This is a genomic window from Geobacillus sp. ZGt-1 (assembly GCF_001026865.1).
In the GTDB taxonomy this organism is placed as follows: Bacteria; Bacillota; Bacilli; order Bacillales; family Anoxybacillaceae; genus Geobacillus; species Geobacillus thermoleovorans.
Genome location: NZ_LDPD01000023.1, coordinates 1 through 14,332, shown reverse-complemented (window position 1 = coordinate 14,332; position 14,332 = coordinate 1). Strand labels below are relative to the sequence as shown.

Genomic DNA, 14,332 nt, shown 5'->3' with positions numbered 1-14,332 from the left:
TAACCATCTGCGACAGGGTTACGGACTGGAGGAGCATCCGTAAGTGTCATGACCCTTCCAACGTAGCCATTGAATGGCTGAGGGTAGTCAACTAGGGCTTGCCAAGCCCCCACTTCAAAAGCCGTTAGGCTTTAAGTGGTGGGTAGTTGACGCTCATGATAATGGTTTTCTGCTTGAATCCGAATGTTTCATACAGTTTCATCGCTTGATTTCCTGCATATACACGCAAACGAACCTCTGAATATCCATCTTGTTTCAAATGTTCGATGCCGGCTTCTATTAATTTCCTTGCCATTCCCTTTCCTCTAAATTCTTCTAACACAAACAATTCATAGATGAATCCATATCTTTTCCCAGTAAGCAGGTCTTGACTTGCTCCGATTAAAATCCAACCTATCAGATGATTGCCTTCCGTTGCGATCAAATAATAGCTCCCTTTCTGCAATAATGGCTCAATCAGTTGTTTGACTTTTTCCTCTGACGGTTTTGCTTCGCCTAATGTGCCTTCGAATAATGCTTGTGGTGTGAATGATAAAATCGTTTTGTATTCCGAATCGTTTGGTTTTCTAATTTCCATGGAGTTCCCCTCTCCCAATGCTTCATAGATGGTTGGTTAGGCTTTTTTAGGCACTGGATCTTCGAAAGTCACGGGCTTCACAAACACGGCGGTCTCCGGGCATCTTTAGGCCATGCTGTTCGTACGACGATCGGTTGGCCGCTTGTCGCCGCCAACCGTCTTCTTTCGGTATTTTCCAGGGCCATCCACTTGCTTTTGATTTCCCTACTTTTCAAGCAATGCCCGAACATCTTCCACTGGAAGATCCACCAACTGAGCAATGTCTTTCTCCGTCATTCCTTTGCGCGCCATGTTACGGATCAGTTGCTTCATTCCCTGTTTCATTCCCTGTTTCATTCCTTGCTTGATCCCTTGTTCAATCCCGCGTTTCATCCCTTCTTCCCATCCCGCTTTCCTTCCCTTTTGCTCATANNCGGTCATGGTCAATGGCCATTCGATCACCTCATTTTGAAACGTTACATGATAAACTGGTTCGTGAGCAGAAGAAAAAATCCTGCATAGAAAATAAAAATTGGATCACTAGGAAAAATTTCTGTTTTGTATTGTATTGACTTCGCGTCATACATGCATTGGCCTGCCAACACCACAAATGTCCCTGAACGGTTTGCTCTTGTCGAAAGAGCGGGGGTGCGCTAGTCTTGGACAATGCCTACCTGTGGTTGGAGGTCGGAAGCATCGATTCATCTCATGATTACGCTTTCGCAGAAGCTTTCGTGATGGGAGATGATCTTTTTCGCCGATGAGAAAGGAGCAACCCATGTCTAAGACGGATAGAAAAAACAACGCTTGACAACCGTCCTGTCTTTCCGATACGATGGTGATGTAATCGATTACATAAGCGAGAGGACTACGACCAATGGCAAGCATAAAAGATGTAGCGAAACGGGCGAACGTATCGACGGCGACCGTGTCGCGCGTGTTGCGCAACACGGGCAATGTCACCGAAGAGACAAGGCAGCGCGTGCTTGAAGCCATTGAAGCGCTGAACTACCAGCCGAACGTGCTCGGCCGGTATTTGCGGCGGATGGAGACCGAGACGGTGCTCGTCGTCGTGCCCGATATTACGAACCCATTTTTCTCGAAAGTGCTGCGCGGCATTGAAGCGGTCGCCCTCAAGCACGGCTATCAAGTGCTGCTTGGCGATACGCAAAACGATGCCCGGCTTGAGGAGCAATATTTGAACGTATTGCCGCAGCGGCAAGTCGACGGGATGATTTTTTTGACCGCCCGCATCCGCAAAGAGCTGATGGAAGAGATGGCGCGCCAGTTTCCGATCGTCTTGGCGTGCGAGTATCTCGAAGGGACGGATATCCCGACCGTGTCCATTGACAATATCAGCAGCGCCCGCAAAGCGACAGAACACTTGATCCGCCTCGGCCATCGCCGCATCGCCCACTTATCCGGGCCGATGGACGTCATTTTAAGCCGCGATCGGCTGCGCGGCTATTATCAAGCGTTGGCGCAGCACGAGATCGAAGTCGATGCGGCGCTCGTGCAGGAAGGTGATTTTACCTATGAGTCCGGATATCATTTGACGCTCAAGCTACTCGCCCTTGAGAAGCCGCCAACCGCGATTTTCGCCGCCAACGATGAGATGGCGATCGGGGCGGTTAAANCCATTCGCCATCGCGGCGGGCGCGTTCCCGACGATGTCGCCGTTGTCGGATTTGACGACATTCACATGGCCTCGATTTTTGAACCGAGCCTTACAACCATCGCCCAGCCGATGTTTGAGATCGGCCAAAAAGCGATGGAGTTGCTGCTTCGGCTCATTGAAGGAATCGATGTCGAGCGGCGCCAGCTCGTTCTTCCCGACCGGCTTGTCATCCGCGATTCGTGTGGAGGCGGGCGCTCTGTCTGAAGAATTGGACAGAGCGTCCCGTTCCGGTCCTGGGGGACGGGCGGATTTTCTGGCGATGATGTAATCGATTACATCAAGCAAATGATGGGGAAGCGATGGAATATGGAAGCCGCAAACATAAAACGCAAGGGGGAAAAAGCATGGGGAACACGATTCCAATCCGCCTCGGCTTGATTGGAGCTGGAGGGATTTCCAATGAACACATCAAGGCGGCGCTCACCCTGCCCGAGCGCGTCGTCTTGCAGGCGATTTGCGACGTCAATGAACAAGCGGCCGCGGAGAAAGCGAAAACGTACGGCATCCGTGAAGTGTATCGCGACTACAAGGAACTGCTCGCCTCACCAGATGTCGATGCCGTCATCATCACGGTGCCGAATTTTTTGCACGCCCAAGTGGCGGTCGACAGCTTGCGGGCCGGGAAACACGTGCTTTGCGAAAAGCCGATGGTGACGAAAGCGGAAGAGGCCGACGCCATCATCCGCGCCCGTGATGAGTCGGGAAAACAGTTTATGGTGTCGTTGAACAACCGCTTCCGCCAAGCGGCGCAATGGCTGCATGAGCGAATTCAATCCGGTGCGTTCGGCGAGATTTATTACGCGAAAACGGGCTGGGTGCGCCGCCGCGGCATTCCCGCATGGGGGGCATGGTTTTTTGACCGCGAGCGCTCCGGCGGCGGTCCGCTCATTGACTTGGGTGTCCATATGCTCGATGTGACCCTTTGGCTGCTCGGCAATCCGAACCCGGTTGCCGTGACGGGGAAAACGTACGCGAAGTTCGGCCCGCGTCGCCAAGGGGCATGGCCGGGAACGACGTTTTCGCCTGATGCCGCCTATACGGTCGAAGATTTCGCCGCGGCGTTCATCCAGCTCGAAAACGACGCGACGGTGCTGCTGGAGACGAGCTGGGCGTCGCACATTGAAGAAGAGCGGGCATATGTCGAATTTCTTGGCACGGAAGGCGGCGTGCGCTGGGAGTGGAACATCGCCGGCAACCGCCAAGAAGTGAAATGGTTCCGCAACGAACACGGCGTTCCGGCCGATGTCACGCTCCATTTTGAGGACCAGGGCGAACGGGTGGCGCTCCTTGACCACTTTGTCACGAGCATCACGGAGGAGACGGCACCGCTTTGCACGGCGGAACAAGGGCTTATGATCGCTAAAGTGTTGGAAGCGATTTACGAGTCGTCCGAACAAGGGCGGCAAGTCCGCATTGAATGGTGAGAAGCGGTGCTGGCTTCCCGCGAGCTGTGAACCAAAAACAAGCCGTCCTTGCCTTTATGAACGCAATCCGAAAAAAACAAGGGGGATCCATGAATGACTACACCCATCCGCGTCGTCGTTTGGAACGAATTTCGCCATGAAAAGAAAAATGAACAAGTAAGAGCGATTTATCCGGAAGGCATGCATACTGTCATCGCGAGCTACCTGGCTGAAGCGGGATTTGACGCCGCGACCGCTGTCTTGGATGAACCGGAGCACGGCTTGACCGACGAGGTGCTCGACCGGTGCGACGTCCTCGTCTGGTGGGGGCATATCGCCCATGACGAAGTGAAAGATGAGGTGGTCGAACGCGTCCACCGCCGCGTGCTCGAAGGAATGGGGCTCATTGTCCTTCATTCCGGCCATTTCTCGAAAATTTTCAAAACGCTGATGGGGACGACATGCAATTTGAAATGGCGCGAGGCGGATGAAAAAGAGCGTCTCTGGGTCGTCGCCCCGGGCCATCCGATCGTGGAAGGAATCGGACCGTACATCGAGCTTGAGCAGGAAGAAATGTACGGCGAGTTTTTCGACATCCCAGAGCCGGACGAAACGATTTTCATCAGCTGGTTTGAAGGCGGAGAAGTGTTCCGCAGCGGCTGCACGTTCACGCGCGGGAAAGGGAAAATTTTCTACTTCCGCCCCGGCCATGAAACGTATCCGACGTACCATCACCCGGATGTGCTGAAAGTGATCGCCAATGCCGTCCGCTGGGCCGCGCCGGTCAACCGCGGGGAAATCGTCTTTGGCAATGTCAAGCCGCTTGAGCCGATCAAAGCGAAACAAGGAGGAGTGACGCAGTGAAACCGATCAACGTCGGCATTATCGGCACGGGCTTTTCCGCTTCTTCCCATATTGAGGCGCTCCGCCGCCTGCCGTTCGTGAACATTGTCGCCATCGCTTCAAGCAGCCAAGAAAAAGCGGAGGAAGCCGCGCGCCGATTCGGGATTCTGAAAGCGTACGGCGATTACCGCGCCTTGGTGGACGACCCGGACGTCGAAGCCGTGCACAACTGCACGCGCAACGTCCTCCATTTCCCGATCAACAAGGCCGTGCTTGAGGCGGGAAAACATTTGTTGTCGGAAAAACCGCTCGCCATGGACAGCGAACAGTCAGCGGAATTGAAGCGGCTCGCTGAACAAAGCGAAAGCCTTAGCGCGGTCTGCTTCAACTACCGCCACTACCCGATCGTTGTCGAGGCGAAAGAGCGGCTCGCCCGTGAGGCGAAGCGCGTTCATTTCGTGTACGGCGGTTATGTGCAAGACTGGCTCTTGTATGACACGGACTACAACTGGCGGCTCGACCCAGCGCAAAACGGCCCGTCGCGCGCCATCGCCGACATCGGTTCGCACTGGTGCGACACGGTGCAATACGTGCTCGGAAAACGCATCGTCGAAGTGTTCGCCGACTTGCGCACCGTCCATCCGGTTCGCTACAAGCCGAAACAGGAAGGGAGCACGTTCACATCCGGCCGCAGCCAAGACGCCGAGCCCGTCCAGATTGACACGGAAGACGGCGGCAGCGTGCTCGTCCATTTTGACGACGGCACCCACGGGGCGTTTACGATTTCCCAAGTGAGCGCCGGCCGCAAAAACCGGCTCTATTTTGAAATTGCCGCCGATGAGATGACGCTCGCCTGGGACCAAGAGCACCCGAACCGCCTCTGGGTCGGGCGCCGCAGCGGCCCGAACGAAGAAATCGTCCGCGACCCGGCGCTTTTGTCGCCGCAAGCCGCCGCTTACGCCCATTACCCGGGCGGCCATGAAGAAGGCTGGCCGGACGGGCTGAAAAATTTGTTCCGTGATTTTTATGGCGCCATCATCCGGAAACAACGCGGCGAGGCGCTTGGGGAACTGCCGTTTGCGACGATCGCCGACGGCCACCATACGATGAGGATCGTCGACGCCATTTTGGAAAGCCATCGCACGAAACAATGGGTGCGGGTGGCGGAATAAGCGTGGGAGTTCGTTCGATCCGCTCATCCGACGAGAAGCAACAACAGCGCGGCGCGGCGGCCGTCCGGCCGTTGCGCGCCGTCAAAAGGGGGAGAATGACAAAATGAAAGTAGGCGTATTCACCGTCTTGTATCAACAGCTGCCGTTTGAGGAAATGCTGGACAAAGTCGCCGCCATGGGCATCGAAGCCGTTGAGCTTGGCACCGGCAATTACCCGGGCAGCGCCCATTGCGATCCCGACGCGCTGTTGGATCAGCCGGAAAACATCAAAGCGCTGAAAAAAGCTGTCGCCGACCGCGGCCTCGTCATCAGCGCGTTAAGCTGCCATGGCAATCCGCTTCATCCGGACAAAACGTTCGCGAAACAGTCGCATGACACGTGGCGGAAAACGGTCAGACTCGCTGAGCAGCTTGAAGTCCCGGTCATCAACGCCTTCTCCGGCTGCCCGGGCGACCATCCCGGCGCCAAATACCCAAACTGGGTCACGTGCTCCTGGCCGCCGGATTACTTGGAAATTTTAAAATGGCAGTGGTACGAAGTCGTCATCCCGTACTGGCGCGAGGAGGCGGCGTTCGCCAAGGAGCACGGCATCACGCAAATCGCCTTTGAAATGCATCCGGGCTTTGTCGTCTACAACCCGGAAACGCTCCTCAAACTGCGCGAACACGTTGGCGACGCGATCGGCGCCAACTTTGACCCGAGCCACTTGCTTTGGCAAGGCATCGACCCGGTTGAGGCGATCAAGCTGCTCGGCCGCGAAAAAGCGATTTTCCACGTCCATGCGAAAGACACGTACCTAGACGAAGCGAACATCCGCAAAAACGGCGTGCTCGATACGAAACATTACAGCCAAATTCTCGATCGCTCATGGGTGTTCCGCACCGTCGGCTACGGGCAAAGCGAAAAAATGTGGCGCGACATCGTCAGCGCCCTGCGCGCCGTCGGCTACGACTACGTGCTGTCAATCGAACACGAAGACATGCTCGCTTCGATCGATGAAGGGCTGTCCAAAGCCGTCGCGCTTTTGAAAAAGGTGCTGTTCAAAGAAGAACTGCCGGAGATGTGGTGGGCGTAAAAAGAAGGCGGCAAGGGAAAACGATCCCTTGCCGCCCGCCGTTTCAGCGTAAAAAAAACGGACCGGATACTCCAGCAGCCCGGCCCCCGCCACGATCGAACCGAAAAAACTCGCTGCATACGCATTCAGCAAAAACGACACCCATACATCCCACGATGGCAAAATGTGGAAACTCAACAACAAAAGCCCCACCCCGACCGCAACAAGCAGCCAAAGAACGAAACGCTCCATATGATCCTCCACACTCGAATGATGTCGATTTTTCAAAAATCATGTCGATTTTTATTATGACACGTGGGAGGGGGGAGTATGTAGGGAGGGGGCGGCAACTACCATACAGAAGCCTTTAGCAGTTGCCGCGATAAGGATTAGTTTATTCGTGCCAGCACTTCATTTGGTATCCTTCCTAAGAAGTAATCTTCAATGTACTCCCAAAACTCGTCGGACCGAACCTCGTTTTCAAACAGGAAAGTGAGCATTGCGACCGATATTTGGTGCCGTTTGTACACATTTTCGAGAATATTATTTGTATACCTTGTTGGTTGGCTTATAACACGATCGAGTTGCAATTTAGAGTTTACGCGTATATAAATTTCCGGATTGTCTCCCCCGCATATTTTATATACCAATAAGCCGAGTGATTCTAATACCCCTAATAGGATAAATGTTTTTTCCAAATGATTTCTGTTGCTTCTTGCAATAAATCTCTCAAACAATGATTTGCTGTGTTGCTTGATAAAATCTTTGTTAAATAGGTTTTTTATATCGTTTTTAAGCCAATCAGTAAATTCAAAAAATCCACTTGTAATTGTATAGGTATTTCTATCCTCGTAAAAATTTATAAAATTAGTGTGAAAATTTTTTGTCTCCTTTAACAGCCGATTATAGCCTTCTGCACTTTGCAGTAAAATTGAAGCTAGGCTGTCACAATAATAAGGGCTCTTCCGAAACGTTTTTTGAAGCAATCGCGAAAGAGATGAAATATCAAAAGAACGTCTGGTATGGACGAACTGTCCAAACAAATCAGCGATTTGGTTTATATCACTTTCAGCTTTGGAAAGAAAATCATAAAGATTCTCGGCTTTAATTTCCAACTTTAATTGCAAAACGGGTTGAAGATATTTGATAAAAGGCAAATCAAGAGTTTGATGATGAAAATGATGTTTAAATTGAGCGAACGATAAGTGATTATATTGACTTTCCCATAATTTTTTCATATCACATGTATAAACATTACCGTAAATGTTATTTTGGTTGTTGCTATAAGCTCCGACTATTTGAAAATAAGAGCAGTATTCTGATTGGAGAATTTCCTCGTATCCACGGTCTACGATAAAATATTCGTTTGTAAATAGGTTTCTGGGCCTTGCCACTATTGGAGAGTATCCGAGCTTGTTAATAAAATCTTTTTCAATAATCAACAATGCAGTTTTTAATTTATTGTCTATATCTTCATCTTGATCGCTTCTTGTTCTTCTTTCAAAGATGTATCTAAACTCTTCTGCGTTAACCAATAGGTTTCTGGAAAACTTCCCCTCTTTGGCGGATTGTTCAATAATTCTCACAATCTTTTCAATAACTTGTATTAGTTGATGCTTTTTTATCGTAGAAATGCCGTGCAATCGATTGACGTGAACGAAGTCCCGGCTAAAATAATCGAAAAAAGCTCGGCCTCTCTCTAATTGTCGGGCGGCCCTTCCGATTTCCTGAATGTAATCACATACATTGCCCGTGGGGGCGAAGTGCAGAACATTATAAATATCAGGTATATCAATCCCCATTCCGAACGCCTTAGTAGCCAGCATGATTAATGAGTCGCCATTGCGGAATTTAAGAAAACTCTCTGTTTTCTCCTCTTTGGTCATTGAGCCGTAATATTTTACAATCTGTTCTTGCATCTCTTTTGTCCCTTTAGATTTTACAAACTCTATAAAATCGCGAATGTAGCGAATCATAGGAAAGTACACAAGTGTTTTTTGCTTTTTGTCTAGAAAATGGGAAAGTCTTTTTAAGAGTAATGAATATTTGAGTGAAAGATATTCTCCGAAAGAGTCCTCTTCTATTCTTGCCTTTTGGATATTGACGGCCAAATCATCACGCTTTATATAACCAAAGTAGCTAATTGGATTGATCATATTTAAACTGTCCCTTGTTTCCCCGTACATGTCCTCGATGCCACCATAGATGGCAGTAGCAGTGAACGTAGCTACAGGGAATCTGTTTTCTTTTCTAATTTTTTGCAAATAACTCCCCAAATACCAGTAGTCCGAGCGAAACGCTTTTCCCCAAGTTGTGACAATATGGGCTTCATCGATCACAAATAGGCCGATTTGTCGGTCGCCAATCAATTGTTTAATATCTGATCGGCTTAACAACGTTTCTGGGGAAATATATAAGATAGATACTTGACAATCTTTAATTTTTTGAATGATCTCCGCTTTTTCCAAAGGGGTGATTTCAGAATTGATGGTTGCAGAAATTTCAACATTCCTTTCTTGCAAGCTGTAAACTTGATCTCTCATCAAGCCGATTAATGGTGAAATAACGATCGTCATTAGCCCATATTTTTCTGCCAGGTAAATTGCAGGAATTTGGAACATAATAGATTTTCCCGCTCCGGTAGGAGAGGTTACAAATATATCTCGAAACAGGAGACCTTTTTGAGCATTTTCAGCTTGTTTCACAATATCATCAATAATTTGCCCTTGAGAAATGGAGACTGTCTCTTTTGAAGAAACATCATTGATATTTTTGTACATTTTTAAAGGCCGAAATGAGGAGAATCCCCAATATTTTTTTAGTATGCTAATATAATCATCATCGTAAATTTCCTCCCTTGGATCAAGAATTTTTGGAGAGAGTATAAACTCAATATCGGGAAACAAAAATTGCAGAACGCTTAAACGGGCAGGATAGTTATTTGGAAAGAGATTGATATCTCCATTGTAGGAAATATATATTTTTGACTGTTTAATCTGCCCCGACATTAATTTTTCAGTAAATTCTAGAAATTGATCTTCTTCCTCTGTTAACTCAATCAGTGGCTGGTTGCTTATAGACCGGTGAAGAGCGATAGAGCCGGATTGACTTGGAAAGAAGTCAATTCCATTTTCATAAAGGGTATAAGAAACGTAGAATCGATTGTTAATTTTTTTGATGTCCCCGTACATATTTAACAAATCATTCAAAAGAGGATGGGCAAACTCTTCAGAAGAGTATTCATCATTAGCAAAAAAACCTCTATATATCTCTTCTAATTCATCTATTTGATAGATCAAGGGAAACTTCCGATGGTACACGTTATTTTGTAAAAGGTAGTGGTCAAAGTACAAAGATATTATATCAGAACCAATTATTAGAAATTCCTCATATGTACACCAGTATATATGCTTCTCGCAACTAGTAGTATTCAAGATAAGTTCCTGAACGAGCGAGGGTTTAGATTGTATCAATGTATTCAAACTCGTTTCAAGGTCGATGCTTAATAACTTTTTTACGTGTGAGGGCATATAACTTAGCGACTGTTTATCGAATCCGATAAAAACCAGCAATTTGCTTTTTGATTGAGGTTTTCCCATGTTATTCAAGTGTTGGTTAAGGACGGTTGTAAATGTCGGCTGCAACTTTGTCGCTCCTTTCATCACACATGTATTTTCAAATCATCATTTAAATATTAATATAGTGAATGTAAGCAAATCAAATACAATTGCGAAATTTTTAAGTGATTATTTTCCCTTTTAGGCAAAAAGAATTAAACAGTAAAGAAGATGGTGTAAAATGGAGTGGGAAGAAAAAATAATTGAGGATGATGACTTTGATATTAACGAGTTTTTAGCCACAGTAGATATTCAGGAAACGGATCCAAAATACAACGGAAATATAGAGTTGCTAAGACAGCTTCACGATTGCTCGACTGACAAAGAAGGCTTGTTGGAGGAATTAATTGAGAAAAATATAGGGTTAGTAAGAAAAATGGCCATGTATTATTCAAAGTATGTAAATCATAAACTGAGCGAAGAGGACTTGATTGCTGAAGGAACACTTGGTCTCATAAAGGCTATTCATCGATTTGACATAAAGTCTAATACTCGTCTGTCGACTTATGCTGTTTGGTGGATTCGTCAAGCGATATTGAGAGCTATTATTAACGGTGGATTCACTGTTCGAGTTCCGGTTCATACGTTCGAGAAAATTCGCAAGGTTTTTGCCAAGGAAAACGAGTCGTACAAGCTGTTCCGAAAGATTAATGTTGATTGGATTTGTCGAGAACTTGATATGTCAAAGGAAAAATATTATGAGTTAAAAGCCATTGACAAGCGTTACCTTCATATGGCTTCGCTCCATTCTCCTGTTGAAGACGGTGAAGAGGAACTCATAGACTTTATCCCTAATCATGTGGAGCATGCTTATGAATCTTACAACAAAGAGCTAGAAGATCCATCAGAACTTGCATCTCGTTCAGAAGTACGGGAGAAAATTTTTGCATCGTTAGATAGATTGACGGAGAGAGAAAGGCATGTCATTATAGAGAGATTTGGTTTAGAGGATGATCATAATAAAACCTTAGAAGAAGTAGGGAGAAAAATGGGTATTACTCGAGAAAGAGTTCGACAAATTGAAGGAAAGGCTTTAAACAAACTAAAAAAATATTTACGTGGATTTGAAGATTATTAATATTCAAAAAGGGGCGAGGATTATGATTTACAACAAACTCGTTCGCGACCGCATTCCAACCATTATTGAACAAGCGGGAAAAACGTTCACAACCCGCATACTTGACGATGAAGAGTATAGGAAAGAACTGCAGAAAAAAGCGTTTGAGGAGCTTGAGGAATACGTCCAAGCGGAAACGGATGAGGCGGCTCTTGAAGAGCTCGCAGACGTGTTGGAAATTATCCATGCTTTGGCTGAATGCCATGGCGCTTCGATCGAGCAAGTGGAACAAATCCGCGCCAAAAAGGCAGAGAAGCGCGGTGGTTTTCGAGACAAAATTTTTTTGATCGAGGTTCACGATGAGTAAGGTGGAGTTGATTTCCAGACGTCTTCTCGACAAGCTGCAGGAACAGATGAGCCGCTCGTCGACGATATACATACTGACATCGTTTGCCATGAAGTCCGGGGTTCGCTTATTGAAGGACAGTTTGCGGGCAGCTGCAGAGCGGGGGGCGGATATCAAAATTTGCGTTGGTGATTACTTGTTTGTCACTCAGCCAGAGGCGCTGCGCGAGCTCATATCCATCCACCCGGACATCGAGGTCCGCTTGTATCGGAGCGAGGGAATGTCCTTTCATCCGAAAGCGTACCTATTTGAAGATACAGAAGGCGGCTATTTTATTGTTGGTTCCTCCAACTTGTCCCGCTCGGCGCTCACTGACGGTGTCGAATGGAACCTTGGGCTGGATAAGAGCGTTGATGAGGATGTATTTGCCGAAGCAATGGAGCAGTTTTTAAAGCTGTTTTACGCTCCGGAAACCGTGCCGGTCAATACCGAAACGGCCGCTGACTATGAAAAGCAGCATCAAGACTATCATCAGCGGCACCCCAATTTAGCCCGCATATGGGCGGAGAATGAAGAAATCGAGTTGATGCTTCCGACGGAAACGGAGAAGAAGCAAGAGGGAGAGACGGCGGACAAGGTTGATGTTGTCCATGAAACGGCGGCGCCATATGGAACGATCCAGCCGCGCTTTGCCCAAGTTGAGGCGTTGGAGCGGTTGGAAGCTGCCTATGAAGAAGGGTACGACAAAGCGATGGTTGTCATGGCGACCGGGCTGGGAAAAACATACTTGGCCGCTTTTTTTGCCCGCCGTTTTTCGCGGGTGCTGTTTATCGCCCATCGCGAAGAAATTCTTCGCCAGGCGAAGCAGTCGTTTGAACGCGTGATTCCTGATCGAACAGCAGGACTGTACGATGGCAATCAAAAAGAAGGAAATGCCGACATGGTGTTTGCCTCGATCTTTACACTAAGCATGAAAAAACATTTGCATTCGTTTCGTCCCGACGCATTTGACTTGATCATTGTCGACGAGTTCCACCATGCGGCAGCCCGCTCGTACGAACGCGTCCTTTGTTATTTTCAGCCGAAATTTTTGCTTGGCATCACTGCTACTCCAGATCGGAGCGACAACAAAGACGTATACGCTCTTTGCGACGGCAATGTCGCGTACCGCATTGATTTTATCGAAGCGGTGCAGCGCGGTTGGTTGGCTCCCTTCCATTATTACGGGGTCTACGACGACACAGACTATTCGCAAATCAAGTGGCTTGGCAATCGCTATGATGAGGAAGAATTGCTTCAAGTGCAGCTTCGCGAGGAGGTGGCGGAGAAAATTTTGCGAGCGTGGGAGCAGTATAAGAAAACGAGAACACTTGTCTTTTGTTCATCCGTTCGGCAAGCCGATTTTTTGTCCAAGTATTTCCAACGCCATGGCTATCGAACTGTCAGCCTTCACTCAAAACAGAGGTCTATTTCGCGCAAGCAGGCCATTGCCATGTTGGAATGCCGTGAACTGGACGCCATTTTCACCGTCGATTTGTTCAATGAAGGGGTTGATATTCCTTCTGTCGATACACTTTTGTTTGTGCGGCCGACAGAATCGTTAACCGTCTTCACCCAACAAGTCGGGCGCGGGCTGCGGCTGTACGAAGGCAAGGACTATTGCGTGATTATTGATTTAATCGGAAACTACCGGAATGCGGATGTCAAACTGCGTCTGTTTGATACGCGGCGAGAGGAAACAAAGAAAACGGCGCGGGAATCCGTTGTGCCAACCGTTCCAGAAACGTGCGAACTGCATCTTGATATACAAGCCATCCATCTTCTCGAGGAGATGCAGAAAAAACGCCAGCCGCGCAAAGAGCGGCTGCTTGCTGATTATCGGGAGCTGAAACAGGAGCTTGGCAGACGGCCGACTTATTTGGAACTGCATCTCCAAGGCCGAAGTGAAGCAGCGGAGTACAAACAAGAGTTCGGATCTTATGTCGGCTTTTTATATTGGGCGGGGGAGTTGTCGGAGCTGGAAAAGGAAGTGTTTCTAAAACACGAACCGTGGCTTGTTGAAGTGGAACGTACGGTGATGTCAAAAAGCTATAAAATGGTTGTTCTAAAAGCCATGCTTGAACGTGGACCGTCCGGATGGCACCAACCAATTACACCGCAGGAGGCTGCCCCGTTTTTCCATCGGTACTTAACGGAAAAAGAATACCGAAAGCGCATCGATTTTTCCGACGGAGAAACGAAGCGCCTCTGGGAATATGACCAAGAAAAGGTGAGCCGGTTGATCGCCCGCATGCCGATGACGAAATGGAGCGGCAGTTCGAATGGGCTGATTTCCTTTGAAAACAACGTGTTTGCGCTCCAATTTTCCATTGCGCGGGAGCATGAAGAAATCTTGTACAATTGGACGAAAGAAATTTGCGAGTATCGGTTGCATGTGTATTTTGAGAAAAAGGATGGACTGACGCACTAGGAGTGCGAGTGCAGCAATTCCTTAATCCAAAATTGTGGATCTGTTGGAAGTATTTGATAGATCATTCCGCGTCTTCAAATAAATTAGGAGTCTAAGGGGGGAGAAACCAATTTATTAACTGTAGATGAGCATTTTT

At 48.0% G+C, this 14,332-nt stretch carries 10 protein-coding genes and 2 pseudogenes; 9 read left to right on the top strand and 3 right to left on the bottom strand.

Features of this window, described 5'->3' with window-relative positions; translation table 11 throughout:
• Positions 1-124 precede the first annotated feature (124 nt).
• Together VU18_RS08810 and VU18_RS08805 are read right to left on the bottom strand one after the other, a co-directional pair.
• Positions 125-577 (bottom strand): GNAT family N-acetyltransferase, encoded by a 453-nt coding sequence (locus tag VU18_RS08810; RefSeq protein WP_047758016.1) that lies wholly within the window; start codon positions 575-577, stop codon positions 125-127.
• Positions 578-781: 204 nt separating this feature from the next.
• Positions 782-988: pseudogene (locus VU18_RS08805) on the bottom strand (transposase); the annotation flags it as partial.
• A gap of 445 nt (positions 989-1,433) precedes the next feature.
• On the opposite strand from VU18_RS08805, the pseudogene VU18_RS08800 reads away from it, so the two are divergent.
• The 6 genes and pseudogenes from VU18_RS08800 to VU18_RS08780 form a co-directional block, all read left to right on the top strand.
• Positions 1,434-2,192 (top strand): annotated as a pseudogene (locus VU18_RS08800) (LacI family DNA-binding transcriptional regulator); the annotation flags it as partial.
• A 1-nt stretch (position 2,193) separates the two neighbouring features.
• Positions 2,194-2,438 (top strand): substrate-binding domain-containing protein (locus VU18_RS19905; protein WP_236687339.1); only part of this gene is annotated, 245 nt, incomplete at its 5' end.
• Positions 2,439-2,578: 140 nt separating this feature from the next.
• Complete coding sequence (locus tag VU18_RS08795; RefSeq protein WP_047758169.1) at positions 2,579-3,658, top strand: Gfo/Idh/MocA family protein; 1,080 nt, start codon at positions 2,579-2,581, stop codon at positions 3,656-3,658.
• 93 nt (positions 3,659-3,751) lie between these two features.
• Positions 3,752-4,501: a ThuA domain-containing protein gene (locus VU18_RS08790; RefSeq protein WP_047758013.1), complete on the top strand. Its 750-nt coding sequence runs from the start codon at positions 3,752-3,754 to the stop codon at positions 4,499-4,501.
• Positions 4,498-5,652, top strand: a complete 1,155-nt coding sequence (locus tag VU18_RS08785) for a Gfo/Idh/MocA family protein (protein ID WP_047758012.1) — start codon at positions 4,498-4,500, stop codon at positions 5,650-5,652. Before VU18_RS08790 ends, VU18_RS08785 begins: the two co-directional genes overlap by 4 nt.
• Positions 5,653-5,755: 103 nt before the next feature.
• A complete protein-coding gene (locus VU18_RS08780) occupies positions 5,756-6,727 on the top strand; it encodes a sugar phosphate isomerase/epimerase (RefSeq protein ID WP_047758011.1) in 972 nt (323 codons plus the stop codon).
• A gap of 368 nt (positions 6,728-7,095) precedes the next feature.
• On the opposite strand, the gene VU18_RS08775 is transcribed toward VU18_RS08780, so the two are convergent.
• Positions 7,096-10,026 (bottom strand): DEAD/DEAH box helicase, encoded by a 2,931-nt coding sequence (locus VU18_RS08775; protein WP_236687338.1) that lies wholly within the window; start codon positions 10,024-10,026, stop codon positions 7,096-7,098.
• 478 nt (positions 10,027-10,504) lie between these two features.
• Here VU18_RS08775 and VU18_RS08770 point away from each other — a divergent pair, with 478 nt between their 5' ends.
• From VU18_RS08770 to VU18_RS08760, 3 genes are read left to right on the top strand one after another with little or no spacing between them, the layout of a single operon-like run.
• A complete protein-coding gene (locus VU18_RS08770) occupies positions 10,505-11,401 on the top strand; it encodes an RNA polymerase sigma factor RpoD/SigA (RefSeq protein WP_053003353.1) in 897 nt (298 codons plus the stop codon).
• Between the two features lie 19 nt (positions 11,402-11,420).
• Positions 11,421-11,747, top strand: coding sequence for a nucleoside triphosphate pyrophosphohydrolase (locus tag VU18_RS08765; RefSeq protein WP_047758166.1), 327 nt, complete (start codon positions 11,421-11,423; stop codon positions 11,745-11,747).
• On the top strand, positions 11,740-14,196 hold the full coding sequence (locus tag VU18_RS08760) for a DEAD/DEAH box helicase family protein (protein ID WP_047758010.1): 2,457 nt from the start codon (positions 11,740-11,742) through the stop codon (positions 14,194-14,196). Before VU18_RS08765 ends, VU18_RS08760 begins: the two co-directional genes overlap by 8 nt.
• Positions 14,197-14,332: the final 136 nt, after the last annotated feature.